Raw genomic sequence first — 17,580 nt, 5'->3', positions numbered from 1 at the left:
CGCGCCTTCGCCCAGTACATTGTGTTCGGTTTTTGGCATACATTGGGTCCATCTGCCGACGACTACCCCATTATGTTCGGTTTTTCGCATACAGTTTCTTATTTCGCTAAAAAAAGAACCTTCAACACCACAGCGCGTGGAGTTGAAGGTTCTTTTTCTTTGATTAATCAGAATACAGAGTCACGCCGGGACTGGCTTACCGGACGGCAGCCTTATTGCGGCTGAACGCCCCAGACCAGCACACCGTTCAGATACAGCGGCACACGGTTCCAGTCCGTGAAAGATGTTTTGGTTGCATCATAGGAGTAATCGTCCGCCTCATTGTAATTGCTCCAGTCGGTCTTATTAATGCGCAGTTGAATCTCGCCGGTATTCGCACCCGGAGCAAGACTGCCCGCGCCCGCACTAAAGGAAATCTCCACATAGTGGTCCGCTCCTGTAACTGCAGGCTCAAGCTTCACGAAGCTGCCCAGCACATTGCTGCCGCCGAGAGCCGCATAATCGACATTGAACTGCTGTGCCCGCTCGCCGTCAATCGTGTAGTAATACCGGACCTTAACTTTGCTGAGGTCTACCGCTGTGGTCCCGTTATTGACAATCCGCAGCTGCGGACGGAACTGCGGGTCTGTGGCGTTCGTATCCGTTGTACGGTATTGAACGACCAGATTCCCTACGGCAGGCGTAGCGGTTGGTGCAACTGTCGGTGTAGCCGTTGGCACTGTTGTCGGTGTAGCTGTCGGTGCGACTGTCGGTGTGGCTGTTGGCACTGTTGTCGGTGTAGCTGTTGGCACTGTTGTCGGTGTAGCTGTTGGCGCAACTGTCGGTGTGGCTGTTGGTGTTGCCGTCGGTGTAGTCGTCGGCGTTGGCGTTGGGCCGCTGCCGTTATTGATCAAGCGGTCATATTCGGCATAGGCTGTAGCCATGTCCACTTGTGACCAGAAGCGGTGGTAGGTGAACTCAGGTGCACCGTTGTCCCAGGTCTTGGTTGTTTTGTTGTACGAGCTATTGTACTTACCTTCCAGATAACTCCACTTGGGATCATTTTTGATATCTGGATACACATCGGTGTAGCTCGCATACACTCCATTACCGCCCTTGGCCGGATCGGAAGATACAGTAGCGTTGCCCGGTATGGTATTTCCTTGGCCGAAGGTACCGCTCCAGCCTGTTGGGAAGTATACCTCTTTGGTGAAGAACCGGAAATAATCCGCACGCTTCTCAAGTGTCGTAATGCCCACTCCGTCATTGTAGCCCCAAGCCGTATCCAGCAAGGATTTGGCCAATTGTGAAGCGGTTCCGCCGAGCGCAGTATTGCTGCCATGCTCCGCTTTATTCCCTGCGGCAAAGAAGGTGAGCGCTTTAATGTAACTGCCCAGCACGCCGCTATCCTGTCCCGGATCTTTGGTCACTGCGTTCAGGCCGCTATTGCCGTTAAAAGAGCTGAACCCGCTCCAGGTATCCGGCTGTCCGTGCCACTCCACATTGCCCGGAATCCAGAACTCGCCGGGTGCGGATACGGTGGCAACCTGCGGATCATCTCCGCCCAGAATCCGGTTTCCTTGCTGATCCAGATAATAGCCGGCGGCATCCGTTACCGGACGGCTGCCCGCAAAGGCATAATCTGTAGACCAGTCAATCCAGTTCTCAATGGCCCGTTTGGCCATTTTGAAATTAGCCGAGGTGGTGTCCCCGCTGGAAGCCAGGATATAATACAGCTCTGCTACCCGTTCCATGCTCCAGGACTGCATCCCGAACCAGTTGTTGGATGGCGGGTCATGATAGACAGGAGCCTCGTCATAGGCCATGCCATAGAAGGTGCTTGTTCCTGCCGGATAAGCGCTGTAGGAGCCGTTATAGCTATTGGTCGCACCGCCTGCAATAGCCCCTTCAGAGGATTGCAGCCAGTTGTAGAATTCCAGCTGGCGGGTCAGCGATTTGCCCCAGTCCGTTCCGGCTGTTGCCGAAGACGGAATCAGCCCTCCGGCTGCGGTCGACAGCGCATAGGCTGCAACCACATTCTGATACCCCTGGTGCGCATGGCTGGCGCCGATTCTCCAGGCCCAGTCTCCGCCGGTTCCCAGGCCGCCGCCCCAGGCCGTATACCAGGCCAGCAGATACTGGCTGGAATCCTTGCCCGTTCCCGCTTCAGGCGTACCGTCAGCGGCACTGCCGACCTTCTGGAAATACTTATCGTACATGCCATAGCGCAGGAAGTCACCCATTTTCTTGGCTTTGTTCAGATAGACCGTATTCGTATAGCCAAGGTCCTTGGCCCAGTACATGGCCTGCACAGCCCGCGCATCCGCATCCGTAGCATTCGTATACCGCCATTGTGCGGAAGGTGCGCTATTTTCCTTGGTGAACAGGGTCATGAAGCCTTCATTGGCTTTACCGAACGTCTTGTTATCCTGTGAAGGGTGGCCTACGGCCTCCCAGACCGATTCCTGCACTCCGCGCTGGAAGGTGTTCACATAGCTGGCGGTGTGCGTAGGGTTCAGCAGATTGCCGAAGCCATACCAGTTGTCCACATCCACCAGCCAGTGCATCAGATAAGTCTGGTTATTGCCATAGGTGGACTTCAGCTCTGCATCGAGCGGGTCCTTCCCCGGGGTATACTTGCCGTTCAGTGCGCTTGGATACTGATCCGGCTGAGGGAGCTCCGAGGCGTAGGTGGCCGGGCTGTTCGGGTTGTAGCTGCTCATGGTCGGCTGCTCCTGCACGCCGTCGCCTTCATTAATCGGAATAATGTATTTCTCCATGTTGTCCCAGGCTGATTCGAGCTTGCTCCAGTCCCCGGTGTTATGGCCGTACAGTACTTCAAGCCACATCCAGTAGCTATAGGCCTCGGAGGTAGTCATATGCCCATAGTTGGGCGCCTCGCTGAGCAGGGTCTCTACCGCATGATACGGGATGCCTTCAGCCGAGAAATACCCGCTGGCCGGGTCCTTCAGCTGGTCATACAATTGCAGGAATCTGGTCTTCTCCACCGATTCCGCCTTGGCGGTTCCCGGATGGAAATTGATGATCCCGCTGGTGAGAGACAAGGTGAGGACAGCACTCAGCGCGATAGAAAGCGGTTTCTTGAATGAACTTAGCTTCATCATTTCGGCATACTTCCTCTCTGGTATGGTTTAGGGTTCGAGGCCCCAGACAAGTGTTCCTGCACGGTACAGCGTGACTTTATCCCAATCCGCAAAGGTCGCTTGAGTACCCCCATAGGAATAGTCGTTGCTCTCATTGTAGGCTGTCCAATCGGACTTGTTGAAGCGTACTTGGATCTCCCCACTGTCTGCTCCCGGAGCCAGACTTCCTGCCCCTGCGGCAAAAGAAATCTCCAAATACGAATCAGCCAGTGCCGCAGGCGCACTCAGCTTCCCGAAGGTTCCGCTCACGTTGCCGCTGCCGACCTGGGCGTAATCACAGTGGAATTCCTGCGGCTTGTCCCCGTCCACGGTGTAATAATAGCGCAGCTTCAGACCGCTGAGCGGAATGGCCTCGGTTCCCGTATTGACAATCCGGAACTGGCTGCGGATCTGGGAATCCCCGGGGCTCGTGTCATTGGTGCGGTACTGCACACGCAGAGCGCCGGCAGGCACAGTAATCTCGCGCGGCTTGGCAGTCACCTGGGCAGACGCTGTACTCTCACCTACACTGTTCGTTGCAGTCACCACATAATAATAGTCCACACCATTGGTCAGCCCGCTGTCATTGTAGACCGCTGCGGTTGCCGTACCCACTGTAGTGTACGGTCCTCCGCTCACCAGAGAGCGCTTGACCGTATACTTGGTTGCACCGCTGACTGCGTTCCAGCTCAAGGCTACGCTGGCATTGCCGGGTACGGCCTGAAGGCCGGACGGACGGGCCGGAACCTGCGGTTCACCCGGTGTTCCGCCGCCGGAAGGCAGCTCGCCGTACACTTTTACACCTGCATCGTATACCGGGATAAACGGATTCTTCGTTGCCGCTGAAGCATTCGCAGCCACTCCCTTGAAGGAGAAGTCATTGCTGTTGTCCCAGAAGGTAGTATTCAGCGGTCCGGCAATCCGGAACTGTACTTCCTTGCGGTAAGCAGACTGTCCTCCCGGATAGATCGGGGTGCCGGAGAAATCTACTTTGGTATAGTAGATATGGTTCGCTTCATCGTAAGGCAGCAGCTGCGAGACGGTGGCTCCCTGGTTATAGCCGCCTGCCTTGACGGTGATATCGCCGGGGCCATATCCTGCGGCAACAGCCTCACTGATGTCCAGATAGTAGTTGAAGGACAGCTGGCTGCTGGAGCGGGCAGGCCATGCCGAACGGTTATTGAGAACCGCGCGGATCTCCACAAAATTGCTGCCGCTGGCATTCACAGAAGTCTCCGTGAACATCTCATCCTCACGCGTTTCGGCCGGCGGGAAGTTTGCAAGCGGGCTCTGCCCCTGCCCGTGGAGCATCATCATCCGGGCCAGAGAGCCGGTAAAGGCTGAATTGTAATCGGTTGCAACTTCGTTTGAGACATAATCGCTGATCGCATCGGTGTAAGCATCGGTCTTGGAAGGTCCGCCAACGAGCGCGCCGTAGAGCACATGCCGGTGGTTGGCCGGAGTGGTCTGGCTGTCGCTCCAGGAGCCGTGTGAGGTGCGGTGGTGAGGATGCTCAGGTGCATTCGCGCCGAAGCCAATGACATAGCTGCTGCTCCGCGGATTATCGCCCAGCATATAGTTAATCTGGCGTTCTGCGAAGGCCTGGGCGGTATTTTTTTTCACCGGATCAGTAACCCAGTCTGCATAGACAAAAGCAAGAAAAGCATGGTTGGCTGCATACCGCAGCGCCCCCCATTGATCCAGATGGGCCAGCCCGCCTGGAGTATACGCTACCCGGTCAGAGGTGCCGTTCACCCCGGTCGTCCAGAACTGCATATTGCGTTCCGTGGACTGGATAAACTTCGGGTCCTCGGTGATGCGGGACAGCAGGAGCTGCGCACCATAATGCTTGTCATCCCAGGATTGCGTCCATTGGTAGCCCCAGTCACCGGCCTGGTTGGTGCCCCACAGATCACTGGCGGCAATCGCCTTATCGAGATAGGTCTGCTCACCGGTCGCCAGGTATAGCCAGATACCGCCCCAGCTTAACTCATCCGCGTAACTACTCCACGAATTGTAATACTGCTTGGCGTCAGTGATGGTATCGGAGTAAGCTCCCCGGTACGTATCGGCAAAATTGTATAATTGCTTGGCATGCAGCAGGAGCTTGTCCGCATAGGCGGCATCTGAATCTCTGAAAATAATGGAAGCCGAGGCAAGGGCGGCGGCAGTCTCACCAGCCAGGTCCGAGCCGGGATGTGCAGCATCAATCTTGTAAGCCGGGCGCGCCATAGGCATGACCTCCGCCGGTCCCCACCAGTTATGGTCCGCCGTGCCGTTACCCACCTGGCCCCACAGCTCATTCGGTGCAGTATGCGCTTTCACAAAATAGTCTGTGGCCCAGCGGATATTGTCCAGAATCTCATCCAGCTGCCCGGACTGCACGTAACCATCCTTGTATTCATAGACCGACCATGCCAGCATTGTCGCGGTGTACGCCATCGGAAATCCGAATTTGACATGATCTCCTGCGTCATACCAGCCACCCGTCAGGTCATGGCCGACATCGGCACCATCCTGCAGCCCCGAGTCGCCTCTCCATTCCACGCGGTTGTCCGCCGGCAGCTCACCCGAACGCTGGGCCTCGTAGAAATAGATCGATTTCTGCAGTGCCTCTGCATAATTAAATCCGGCGGTTGCTGCTTCGGTGACAGACGGGCGGACAGCCGTCCCTGATACAATGGTGAAGGCTAACATCAGGCTTAGTGAAGCGATACAGCCAGTCTTCCGTTTACTTTGACTCATCCTTACTCATCTCCCTTCGTTTTCTTGTTTGTTCAGTCCTTCAGGACTCAGGCACGCACAAATACCTCCCCAGTGTCCATAATTAGACATAGTATTTGAGCACGTTCCATTTACCACCTCCATATTACAAATTAAGGTAAAGTACCCCCACCTACACATATACCACATACAGTAAATTAATTCTATATATTTACATTATATTTTTCTGAGAATACCGGTTTTTTGTCAAAATATTTCCATTTTTATCATATTTACAGCGTCAAAAAGAGCAGCCTCCTCCAGTTATGGAGAATGGCTGCTCTCTGTTTGTAAAAATCTATAATTGGCTGGAGTGAACTATCATCGAAGCCCTATTGCCCGCGCCGCAGCTGCTGGTTATGGCGGATCTTCGCCTCGTTGCCCTGCTCGGTGGCCTGATAGAAGACCTTACGGGAGATGGCCTTCGGCAGATAGTCCTGCTTCACATAATGGCCGGGAAAATTATGCGGGTACTGGTAGCCCTCATGGCCCAGCTGGGTCGCACCTTTATAGTGTGTATCCCGCAAATGCAGCGGCACCTCAGCCGACTTCAGATCCTCCAAGCTGTTCATGACATTCGCGATAGCGGTCACTACCCCGTCTGATTTTGGGCTCTCTACGGCGAACAGAATCGCCTGCGCGATATTCAGCTTCGCCTCTGGCCAGCCGTTATTACGGTAGGCATCCAGCGCACTGACCGCCTGGACCATCGCCTGCGGGTTCGCCAGGCCGATATCCTCACTGCTGGCCGCAATCAGGCGGCGGATGAAGGTCATCGGGTCCATTCCCAGCTTCTCCACCGCGTAGAGGAACCAGAACAGGGCGGCGTCGCTGGAGCCGCGAATGCTTTTGTGAAAAGCGGACAGCACATCGTACTGTGTTGACTCGTCCGCTTTGACAATCGGGCGGCGGATCGACTCCTCCGCTACCTCCAGCGTAATATGCACGCTGCCGTCACGCTCAGGGGCCGTAGTCATCGCCGCCAGCTCCAGGGCGTTCAAGGCGCGGCGGATATCGCCGTTCGCCATCGCGGCGATATGCAGCAGCGCCTCCTCATCCGCCTTCAGATCCATGAATCCGAGGCCCCGCTGTTCATCGGCGAGCGCACGCTTCATGGCCAGCAAGCTGTGCTCGCTGGTCAGCGCCTCCAGCTGAAACAGCGTCGAGCGGCTCATCAAGGCCCCGTTCACATAATGGAACGGATTCTCTGTGGTCGCACCGATGAAGGTAATCGTCCCCTTCTCCACGGCCGGCAGCAGCGCATCCTGGCGGGAGCTGTTGAAGCGGTGTACCTCGTCCAGGAACAGAATCGTCTTCGAGCCGTACAGCGCCTTATTGCTCTGTGCGCGTTCAATGACCTCCCGCACATCCTTAACCGAAGCCTCCACCGCATTCAGCCGCACGAATTCACCTTGGGTGTGATGCGATATGATATGGGCCAGAGTGGTTTTGCCGCAGCCCGGAGGCCCGTACAGCAGGATGGAAGAGACCTGGTCCGCTTCAATCGCTCTGCGCAGCAGCTTGCCCTTGCCTACAATATGCTCCTGTCCGATATATTCATCCAGATTGCCGGGCCGCATCCGGTCTGCAAGCAGCCGTCCGCTCCCGTTGTCTTCACCCTGCGAGAATAAATCCATCCTTACACTTCCTTGCTATCATCTAAGATTTCAATAGAATACATTCACTTCTCCTATCATACCATACCTGTCCCAAACGTTAAAAAGAGCATGACCCCGCCGCCACCGGCGGGAGCCATGCTCTTTGTTCTATAATTAGAACTCATATCCGTTCCAGACTAGCGGTTCATCGCCAGCCGCGTTTGCCGCATTTTTGAAATGATCTTGCGGATGCTTTCTTCGGATAAGTGATATCTCTTCTGCAGCTCGTTCACCGAGCAGCCGCTGCTGTGACTACAGAAGATCTCTTCGTTGCGGGCAGCAATCTCTTGCCGGGAGCCGCTGTTCTCGCCCCATCTTACCCGTTCTTCCGCTTTCTTCGGGATGTATAACAGCTCACCCTGTATGTAACCCTGCAGCTCTTCGAGCAGCCCCGGGGGGAGCACATCCTTTCCATTGACGTAACTCACGTTCAATTTCCTCCTTCAACAGGTGTATTCCGTTCAGTCCGATCACTGTACTGTTCTGAATAATCATTCCACCTGCCTCCTTTCTTCTCCTCAAATTTGGTAAATCACCTAAATTCATTATATTAAACCCTACGGTTATCGTCTACATTCATTATGGATCAGCGGTCTGTCAGTGGTTGGTCAGTGTCATTCTTTATATTGTAGTAACCGGAATTACATATCCGCTCGTGTTCGCTCATTATACATAAGGAGGCCTCGCGGCCTCCCGTTTAACAGGTCTCCGTCTTAGACGGAAACCACCTCGTATTCTGAAAACATATCTTCAGCCTCCTTCCAGAAGTAATCTTGCCCGGCCGGACACTTATTATTAAGCCACAGGCCGCCCCGGGTTACAAGTTCAAGAATAGTTATAATCGTTCTCCACCTGAAGGCTGGCACGCGAACTCTTTTGGAAAGAGGGAGAATTGCAGAAATATTGGAGTACATTTTTTGACGAAAAACTAACTATTTAGTCGATCCCTGTCGAAATATATATTAAAATATCTAGTTACTTCGAGATATGGAAATAAATTTTAACGTCCATCCATTCAGAAATTCAGGAGGAACTTCCATGCCAACACCGAAAAACCCCCTAAAGCGCCTATTCCGTATCACGAAGCTCAGAACTGAACTGATGCTGCTTATCATTACAGCCATTGTACTGCCCTCGCTGGCTCTGGTGGCCATATCGACACAAACCTCAGAATCGGCTCTGCGCTCCAAAATGGAAGACACCACACGCTCCAGCATCCACCTCCTGGATAAAACACTGTCGCAGCTGATTCTGCTGGAGAGCGCCGGAGTGAATGAGCTGGCATACGAGATGAGCAGCGCGGGGCTAACGAACAATTCTCCACAGCTGCGCAAGCTGATCGACAACTTCAAGCTGGAGCATCCTGAGGTAGATATCGTGGCGATAGGCAACGAGGACGGGAAATACATGTTCGCGCCGGATTCCAAGCTGGACAATTATGATCCCCGCGTACGCGACTGGTACATAGATGCACTTAAGACCCCGGAGACAACATCGGTGATCGATCCCATTTTCTCCAAAGTAACGAACAGCTACATTCTGCCGATCTCCAAGGCTTTTCCGGACGGCAAGGGGGCTGTTACGATCAGCATCAGCATGAAGGAGCTTATGGAGCTGGCGAAGAATGTCAGTCTGGGCGATAGCGGATATGTCTTCATCCTGGACGGCAATAACAAGGTGATCTACCACCCTGCCATGGAGATTGCTTCGGAAGCCACAGGCGCAATGACAGCAGGAATCAAGCAAGGCCCGGCGGGTAAAATATCCTACAAGGATGCTGCAGCCGATACGCAAATGGACGGATACTACATTACCAATGAGCTGACCGGCTTCACCTTGGCCGGAGTGCTTCCAGAGAGTGAATATACGAAGGCGGTCTACCCGATTCTGTACAAATCAGCTATCGTTCTCGTGGTTGCGCTGCTGCTTGCTGCGGTAATTACCTTCCTGATTATCCGCCGGATAACCGGGCCGGTAGAACGCCTGAACCGTTCGGCCAAACGGGTAAGCGAAGGGTATCTGGATGAATTCGTCCAGACCAGCCGCAGGGACGAGATCGGTCAGCTTGCCGGCAATTATAATGAAATGGTCTCTTCGCTGCGCACCATGGTGCAGGAGGTTGCCGAGACCTCCGGCCAGCTCGCCGCTGCCAGTGAACAGCTCACAGCCAGCACGGCCGAGAACAGCAAGGCAGTCGAGTATGTGACGGAGCTGGTGGAGGAATCCACCCGGGGCGTGGAGACCCAGGCTTATGCTTCCGCCGAAGTCGCTACAACGATGGAGGAGATGTCCACCGGCATCCAGAAAATCGCTTCCGCTTCAGAGTCAATTGTGAGCGCCGCTATACTTACGGAAACGGATGTCTCCACCGGCAGCGCCAGAATGGAGCAGGTCGGAGAGCAGATGAAGACGATCCGCGAATCGGTGCAGCAGTCCGGCACCCTGATCGCTGAGCTTAACGGCTTAAGTGCCAGAGTGGCTGAGACCAGCACGGCGATCTCCGCCATTGCCAAGCAGACCAATCTCCTGTCGCTGAATGCCGGCATTGAGGCGGCCCGGGCCGGTGAACACGGCCGAGGATTCGCCGTAGTGGCGGGTGAAGTGCGCAAGCTCTCGGAGGCTACGAATAGCAGTGCCGGGCAGATTCAGGAGACCATCTCCGAGATGGTGGGCCTGATCGCCAGCGCGTATGATGTGATGAAGCATAAGGTGGCAGAGGATGTGGAGCAGGGCATGGCGCTTACCCTGGAGGCGAGCGAAGCCTTCCGGCAGATTGAGCAGTCCACCCGGCAGGTCGGCGAGCAGATCCATGAGGTCTCCGCCATTACGGAGCAAATGTCGGCCAGCAGCTCCGAAGTAGCCGCTTCCGTCCAGGAGATGGCCACAATTGCCCGAGCCGCGCTCGATTCCTTCCAGAGCGTAACCGCAGCTACCGAGGAGCAGCTTGCTTCGATGGAGGAGATCACCTCCTCCTCTGCGGCGCTCTCCGGCATGGCTGCGGATATGCAGGGACAGGTGGAGCGCTTCCAGTTCGATGCGAAGGACAAGGCTTAAAAATACAGAATCGCCCAAAATACAAAGCAGCGATCCTCCAATAAAGGAAAATCGCTGCTTTTTCTCTTCAATCAGGGGAACTCCGCCTGTCATTACGGACAGAGGGGCGCTTATTTCGGATGAAGGTCATGATTTGGCAAATTTACGGACACCACGGCCCTTATCAGCCGATATTCCGCTCATAAGCATCGCTTACAGAGACAATAAAAGCGCTACGGTCCGTTACTTCCCAAAAAGTGTCGTTTTCCTGAAAATAAGGGCGCTACGGTCCCTAAGGAGCCGAACTTGTCTTTGCGCTCATTAACGCACGGTGCTTCCGCGGCTCTGTTTCGCTACATCGCCGGATCCGTTGTACCGGATCATAGCCGGATCGCCGCTGGTTCGGTTTCCCGGGGCCGCTTGGCGCTGCCTCTCTGGACCTATTGCTGCTCAAGCTCCGGCCAGCCGGAGACGCTCTCCTCTGCGTTCAGTTGAACGTAAGGCGGCAATTCGCCGCCCCGCAGCAGCCATAGCTCATGCAGGGCACGTGTGCAGCCCACATACATCAGCTTCGCATCCCAGGCCGCCGCTCCATAATGGGCGCTGTCTGCGTCTGCCAGAATGACGGCATCGAACTCCAGTCCCTTGGACAAGTAGACGGGGAGAATCGACAAGCCGCCGCGATATTCCGTGATGCTGCCGTCAATCAGATGAAGATCCTCGAACTGCATGGCGAGCTCAGCGTACAGTAGAGAGGCTTCCCGCAGGCTGCGGGTCAATACCGCCACCGTGCGGTATTCGCGCCCGGAGAGCTGCGCCAGCGCGCTCTTGACCGCGCTGAGCCGCTGGTCCGCCGATGCAGCCGCCGCCGCTCCCGGCAGCACATCCTCCTCATAGGAGATCAGCCGCACAGGATTCCCGCTGCGGAAGACCGGCACAGCCAGCAGCTCGCTGAAAACGCCCGCAGACAGAATGCCATTGGCAAACTCGATGATCTCCATCGTTGAGCGGTAGCTTCGGGTCAGTGCATGGTATGCGGTGTATTCTTCGGCGAACAGCGTCTGCATCTCTCTCCAGGCATGTACTCCCTTGTAGGCGTGGATGCCCTGCGACAGGTCACCCAGAATGGTGAAGGAATGCCCCTTCACATACAGATCCAGTACGGCAATCTGGAACGGGGAGAAATCCTGCGCTTCATCGATCACGATATGGTCAAAGCGCTCAGTACCTTCGTTACCGTTCAGAAGATAATGGATATACAGCAGCGGAGGAAGATCCTCCTCGCGCAGAATCCCCTTCTTCAGCTCCTTGACAGTCTCCTTCAGCACGGATGGCGGAATCTCCTCCGGTGCTGCCGCCGGCCAGTCCTCCGGCACTTTCGCCGCCCGGAAGATCTGCTTATAGATGGCGAGCGGCTCGTATTTCGGCCACTTGGCGCTGTAGGCCTTCTCGCGGGCCGCGCCCTTCTTCTTGCGCTCCTTCAGCGCAGCCGCTGAAGGGCTCTTCTTCAGCTCCATCTCGATCCAGCGGTGAAGCCGCGCCATGACGCGCTCCTTGCGCTTCGCCGGAGGATACGGTGCGTATTCCTCATTGTGCCAGCGCAGAATCACCTGGCGGCTCAGCACCGCCCCGTCCCAAGGGCTGAAATCGCCCTCCGGCACAGCACTGGTCTCCAGCAGCTTGACGCTGGATTCAATGACGCTCATCAGCACCGTTGAGCCTTTGAAGCGCCCGGGGGTCTCTTCCGTGATGGCCGGCATTGCTCCCGCCGTCTCGAACCAGCGGCTCATGACCTCCGAAGCATCCTGCTCCGGCAGCGTGACATCAAGCACTCCGGCCGCCCAGTCCGGGAACGTGCTCTGGGCAATATTGCCGACGCCCAGCTCCGGCAGCACATCCGAAATATAGTCCAGGAACATGCGGTTCGGTGCGAAAATAATCATTTTCTCCGCCGAGACCTGCTCCTTGTATTGATACAATAAGAACGCCAGCCGGTGCAGCGCAACGGTGGTCTTGCCGCTTCCCGCCACCCCCTGGATGATCAGCGCCGTGTTCTTGGCCGCACGGATAATCTTGTCCTGCTCCTCCTGAATCGTGGAGACGATGTCCCGCAGCCGGTTATCCTTGTTCTCCCCCAGCCGGTAGACCAGGAATTCATCCGATACCGCCGGTGCGTCGCTGTCACGGTTATACGTATCCGCCACCCGCTCCAGGATTTGCTTCCGGATCACCACGTTGCGCTTGAGATAGACCAGCCCTTCGATCAGCCCGTCCGGCGCTTCATACGAGGCGGCTTCCGTTCCTCCGGTAAAAGAATAGAACAGGCTTGCCACCGGTGCCCGCCAGTCAATGACAAGCGGACGGTCGCTAACCTGCTCGCGGTCTACGCCGATTTTGCCGATATACAGTGCCTTGCGGTCTTCCTCGTCATTGCCCTGAAAATCAAGCCGTCCGAAATAAGGCTCCTGCCTAAGCTTGGCAAGATCTTTGCGCCTCTGCTCCCTTGAATCCTCCAGCACTTGCTCCGTATAATCGTGTCCTGTGTAGACCGGAGTTCCGCGCAATCGTTCAAGGGTAGAGTCAATCTCTGTCAGCGCGTGGTTCAGCCTGTCTTCTTCCTCTTGATAGGCACTTTGAAAGTTGTCTTCCAATTTCAGTTACCTCCTAAAAGTTGTGCGGGCATTCGCTTCCTGAATCACTTCGAGCATAACTTGCTTCGGAAGCATGCACCTTAAGTTGTGTGAGCTGTCCATCATAACACAGCAGAGCGGGGAAAGCCATATTTTTCAAACTGCCCTCCACGCGGAGGACAAGCGGATGAGAGAAGGGGTGCTTCCCCCTTCCGCCTTTGCTGTTAGCCCATCAGCGCATGCAGCACGAAGTTCGCAATGAACAGTCCGGCAATACCATACAAGGCAGGAGGAACCTCCTTGCCTTTGCCGGTAGCCAGCTTCACCAACGGATAGGTGATGAAGCCAAACGCCATGCCGTCCACGATGCTGTAGGTGAAGGGAATCATCACCATGACCAGGAACGCCGGAAACAGCTCCGTCATGTCGCCGAGATCCATCTCGCGCACACTCTGCACCATCAGCCCGCCGATCACGATCAGAATCGGCGCAATCGCGCTGTCCGGCACATAAGCCAGCAGCGGGATGAACAGGAAGGTCGCGCCGAACAGCAGGCCGGTGACGAGTGAAGTTAAGCCGGAGCGTCCCCCTGCCGCAATCCCGGCGGTGGATTCGGCAGCGGCGACCACCGGGCTGCTGCCGAACAGACCTGCCGCGATGTTGGCGAGCGAGAGCGCCCGCAGACTGCTTTTGAAGCGTTCCGGGCGTCCTGCCATCAGTGTCTGGGAAGAGATCAGGCCGATATTCTCAAACACCACAATCAGCAGCAGCAGGAAGACGGCAATCCAGAAGACGAGGCTGACGAATCCGCCCCAGTCCATACTGGCGAACACGCTGCCATAACCGCTGAACACATGTCCCGGCTCGGTATTCTTCGGCGCATGAGCGGCCCCCAGCAGATAGGCAAGCCCTGTGCCCACGAGCATACTGATCAGCAGACCGCCGCGTGTGCCGCGGATGAACAGCACCAGCGCCAGCAGCAGCGTCACCACCGAGGTAATGACCGCAGGATCACTGAAATGCCCGATGGCGACGAAGGTGGTGGCGTGAGCAATGACAATCCCGCTTTTTTGCAGGCCGATGAAGGTCAGGAACAGCCCGATGCCAACTGTGATCGCATGCTGCAGATTATGGGGAATCGCATCGCTGAGAATGCGGTAGAGCGAGGTGAAGGCCACAATGGTAAACAGCACCCCGGTCACCACTACCACGGCCAGCGCCTCACGCCAGTCCAGCTTCATGGAATGCACCAGCGTATAGGTGAAAAAGGCATTGATCCCCATGCCCGGGACCACGATAATCGGCGTTTTGCCGCCAAACGCCATGAGCAGGCAGCCTGTGATGGCTGTCAGCAGCGTAGCAACCATCCCGGCCCGCAGCGGCATGCCTGCATCTGCCAGGATCGCCGCGTTAACCATTACAATATATACCGAAGCGAAATACGACAGGATGCCGGCCGCCCATTCCTGTTTCCAGTTGTCGCCCGGCTCCATTCCCACACTATTCCGCCAAATATTCGATTTCATGTAACAACCTCCACTTAAGTTCTTCTCATAGGATGTCAAGTATCTCTCCACAAAACATACCGTAAAAATATCCCCACAAAGTGAGGGTTTGCTTCGATGTTTACTCAGGTACTTTGCGGGGGGCCCCAAAACATACCGTAATAAAAGGGCATATAGCCGGAAGCCGGCTACACACCCTTTTACCTGATAGAATTCATTCAAATGTAATACCGCCCGTTTCGAGCAAATCCCGTACCGTTACACTGACCATAATCAGGCCGACTACAGGGGGGACAAAAGAAGTACTGGCCGGAGGCTGCTTCGCCTTGCGCCGGTCCGGCGCATCCGCGGGCACAATCTGCTCCGTCACATCTTCGCGCGGCTTCACAGGCTTCTCGGTGGAGAAGACCACCTTCACGCCCTTCTTGATGCCTTCCTTACGCAGTCTGGTGCGGATCACCCGGGCAATCGGGTCCATGGTAGTCTTGGAGATGTCGGCGACCTGGAAGCGGGTCGGGTCCATCTTGTTGGCCGCTCCCATGCTGGAGATCAGCGGGATCTTCCGGGCCAGACATTCCTTGATCAGGTGAATCTTATAGATAATCGTATCCGAAGCGTCAATCACATAGTCCAGCTTGTATTTGAACAGCTCCTCATACGTCTCTTCGGTGTAGAACATATTTAGCGCAATCGCTTCGCAGTCCGGATTAATCAGCTTGATGCGGTCCACCATCAGATCGGTTTTGTTCTGGCCGATGGTCGTGGTCAGCGCATGGAGCTGGCGGTTGATGTTGGTAATATCGACCGAATCCTTATCAATCAGGATAATGCGGCCGATTCCGGTCCGGGCCAACGCTTCCGCTGCCATAGCGCCAACTCCGCCGATTCCCAGCACAGCTACTGTGCTGTTCTTCATGATCGCCAGGCCTTCCGGCCCGATCGCCAGCTCCGTACGCGAGAACTGATTCAGCATGATGTCAGCCTCCTTGGGCAAGGCTTCCGGGACGTCCCTCTGCTCTCCTGGAGCGCCCCGTCAGTCCATAGTTAATTTATTTCTTTTCTTTCTCCGGTTTCGGTGCCAGCTTGATGTGCAGCTGCTCCAGTTGTCCGGCATCCACCGGGGATGGAGCATCCATCAGCAGGTCCGTTGCACTTGCTGTCTTAGGGAAGGCAATGGTCTCACGCAGGTTCGTGCGGCCCGCCAGCAGCATAATCAGACGGTCGAAGCCAAACGCGATGCCGCCATGCGGAGGCGTGCCGTATTCAAAGGCATCCATCAGATAGCCGAATTTCTCATAGGCCAGCTCCTGCGAGAAGCCGAGTGCATTGAACATTTTCTCCTGAACTTCACGCTTGTAGATACGCTGGGAACCGCCGCCCACCTCGTAGCCGTTAAGCACCAGGTCATACGCCTGTGCGCGGATGGCGCCAGGATCGGTATCGAAGAGATGCAGGTCTTCGTCCATCGGACGTGTGAACGGGTGATGCTCAGCCACATAACGCTTCTGGTCTTCATCGTAGCCGAGAAGCGGGAATTCCGTTACCCAAGCGAATTTGAACACACTGTCGTCGATCAGACCAAGCTGGCGGCCGATCTTCAGACGCAAGGCGCCAAGTACATCTGCTACCACTTTCTTGGTATCCGCGGAGAAGAGCAGCAGGTCGCCTTCTTCGGCACCTGTGCGCTCCTTCACGGCAGCGATTTCTTCCTCGGAGAAGAACTTCACAATCGGTCCCTTGAACTCGCCGTCTTTGACCTGAATCCAGGCCAGACCCTTGGCGCCGTAGCGTGCAGCGTATGGTCCAAGATCGTCAATCTCCTTACGTGTCCAGGTGCCACAGCCCTTGGCGTTCAGACATTTCACTTCTCCGCCCTTCTCGATCACGGAAGCGAATACCTTCACGCCGCTCTCAGCAACGATATCATTCATCTCTACCAGCTCCAGGCCAAACCGCAGGTCCGGCTTGTCCGAGCCGTATTTGCCGATCGCTTCGGCATAGGTCAGCCGCTGGAACGGTGCGGATACCTCAACCCCAACCGTCTCCTTCAGCAGACGCTGCATGAGCTTCTCCATCATCGACAGCAACTCATCCTGCGGCATGAACGAGGTCTCAATATCGAACTGCGTAAATTCCGGCTGGCGGTCAGCACGCAGATCCTCATCGCGGAAGCAGCGGGCCATCTGGTAATAACGCTCGATGCCGCCGACCATCAGCAGCTGCTTGTAGATCTGCGGTGACTGCGGAAGCGCGAAGAATTCCCCTTCATGCACACGGCTTGGCACGAGATAGTCACGTGCGCCTTCCGGCGAGCTTTTGGTCAGGATCGGCGTTTCCACATCGATAAAGCCTTCGTTGTCGAGGAAATCGCGGAAGATCTTCGCTGCCTTGGAACGGAGCAGCAGCGTCTTGTGCATCTCCGGACGGCGCAGATCCAGGTAACGGTATTTCATACGCAGGGATTCGTCTACTTCCACTCCGTCTTCGATGAAGAATGGAGGCGTCTTGGCCGCATTCAGCACTTCGATGTCTGTAATCTGCACTTCGATCTCACCGGTCGGCAGGTTGCGGTTAACGGTCTCCTCATCGCGCTTAACCACCGTACCTGTCACGGACAGCACGTATTCACTGCGGACCTTATCGGCAATCTGCAGCGCTTCTCCGGAATAGTCAGGGTTGAATACAATCTGTACAATCCCTGTCCGGTCGCGCAGATCAATGAACAGCACGCCTCCAAGGTCACGGCGGGTCTGCACCCAACCGTTCAATGTTACTGTCTCACCGATGCTCGCTGTCGTTAATTGTCCACAGTTATGGCTTCTGGTCATCTTTTATCCTACCCCTTCATGATTAAAATTACATATACTCG

Annotated in this window: 9 protein-coding genes; 1 reads left to right on the top strand and 8 read right to left on the bottom strand. The window is 55.6% G+C overall.

Annotated elements, in window-relative coordinates:
• Positions 1–212: 212 nt before the first annotated feature.
• The 4 genes from MKY64_RS02410 to MKY64_RS02395 all read right to left on the bottom strand — a co-directional run bounded on the left by MKY64_RS02410 (position 213) and on the right by MKY64_RS02395 (position 7,971).
• Entirely contained in the window at positions 213–3,101 is a 2,889-nt protein-coding gene (locus MKY64_RS02410) for a glycoside hydrolase family 48 protein (protein ID WP_340957997.1), read from the bottom strand.
• A gap of 30 nt (positions 3,102–3,131) precedes the next feature.
• Entirely contained in the window at positions 3,132–5,867 is a 2,736-nt protein-coding gene (locus MKY64_RS02405) for a glycoside hydrolase family 9 protein (RefSeq protein WP_340950729.1), read from the bottom strand.
• Between the two features lie 350 nt (positions 5,868–6,217).
• Positions 6,218–7,522 carry a replication-associated recombination protein A gene (locus MKY64_RS02400; protein WP_340950727.1) on the bottom strand — a complete coding sequence of 435 codons (1,305 nt, stop codon included), beginning with the start codon at positions 7,520–7,522 and terminating at the stop codon, positions 6,218–6,220.
• Between the two features lie 158 nt (positions 7,523–7,680).
• Positions 7,681–7,971: a CD3324 family protein gene (locus tag MKY64_RS02395; RefSeq protein ID WP_036690524.1), complete on the bottom strand. Its 291-nt coding sequence runs from the start codon at positions 7,969–7,971 to the stop codon at positions 7,681–7,683.
• 610 nt (positions 7,972–8,581) lie between these two features.
• On the opposite strand from MKY64_RS02395, the gene MKY64_RS02390 reads away from it, so the two are divergent.
• Positions 8,582–10,597: a methyl-accepting chemotaxis protein gene (locus MKY64_RS02390; RefSeq protein WP_340950725.1), complete on the top strand. Its 2,016-nt coding sequence runs from the start codon at positions 8,582–8,584 to the stop codon at positions 10,595–10,597.
• 419 nt (positions 10,598–11,016) lie between these two features.
• Here MKY64_RS02390 and MKY64_RS02385 read toward each other — a convergent pair whose 3' ends face one another.
• The 4 genes from MKY64_RS02385 to aspS all read right to left on the bottom strand — a co-directional run bounded on the left by MKY64_RS02385 (position 11,017) and on the right by aspS (position 17,539).
• Complete coding sequence (locus MKY64_RS02385) at positions 11,017–13,227, bottom strand: HelD family protein (RefSeq protein ID WP_340950723.1); 2,211 nt, start codon at positions 13,225–13,227, stop codon at positions 11,017–11,019.
• Between the two features lie 203 nt (positions 13,228–13,430).
• Complete coding sequence (locus MKY64_RS02380) at positions 13,431–14,732, bottom strand: NCS2 family permease (protein WP_339250395.1); 1,302 nt, start codon at positions 14,730–14,732, stop codon at positions 13,431–13,433.
• A 193-nt stretch (positions 14,733–14,925) separates the two neighbouring features.
• Positions 14,926–15,684 carry a tRNA threonylcarbamoyladenosine dehydratase gene (locus MKY64_RS02375; RefSeq protein ID WP_340950720.1) on the bottom strand — a complete coding sequence of 253 codons (759 nt, stop codon included), beginning with the start codon at positions 15,682–15,684 and terminating at the stop codon, positions 14,926–14,928.
• A 76-nt stretch (positions 15,685–15,760) separates the two neighbouring features.
• Positions 15,761–17,539, bottom strand: a complete 1,779-nt coding sequence (gene aspS, locus MKY64_RS02370; RefSeq protein WP_036732340.1) for an aspartate--tRNA ligase — start codon at positions 17,537–17,539, stop codon at positions 15,761–15,763.
• Between the last annotated feature and the right edge of the window lie 41 nt (positions 17,540–17,580).

The organism is Paenibacillus sp. FSL R7-0210 (assembly GCF_038009085.1).
In the GTDB taxonomy this organism is placed as follows: Bacteria; Bacillota; Bacilli; order Paenibacillales; family Paenibacillaceae; genus Paenibacillus_AQ; species Paenibacillus_AQ silagei.
Note: the sequence above shows the minus strand (reverse complement) of the source record. Positions and strands in the feature narration are given on the sequence as shown.

Bases quoted from the DNA above. Each gene is read 5' to 3' on its own strand.
- MKY64_RS02400 (WP_340950727.1), bottom strand. From the start codon at position 7,522: ATGGATTTATTCTCGCAGGGTGAAGACAACGGGAGCGGACGGCTGCTT.
- MKY64_RS02405 (WP_340950729.1), bottom strand. From the start codon at position 5,867: ATGAGTCAAAGTAAACGGAAGACTGGCTGTATCGCTTCACTAAGCCTG.
- MKY64_RS02375 (WP_340950720.1), bottom strand. From the start codon at position 15,684: ATGCTGAATCAGTTCTCGCGTACGGAGCTGGCGATCGGGCCGGAAGGC.
- aspS (WP_036732340.1), bottom strand. From the start codon at position 17,539: ATGACCAGAAGCCATAACTGTGGACAATTAACGACAGCGAGCATCGGT.
- MKY64_RS02380 (WP_339250395.1), bottom strand. From the start codon at position 14,732: ATGAAATCGAATATTTGGCGGAATAGTGTGGGAATGGAGCCGGGCGAC.
- MKY64_RS02390 (WP_340950725.1), top strand. From the start codon at position 8,582: ATGCCAACACCGAAAAACCCCCTAAAGCGCCTATTCCGTATCACGAAG.
- MKY64_RS02410 (WP_340957997.1), bottom strand. From the start codon at position 3,101: ATGAAGCTAAGTTCATTCAAGAAACCGCTTTCTATCGCGCTGAGTGCT.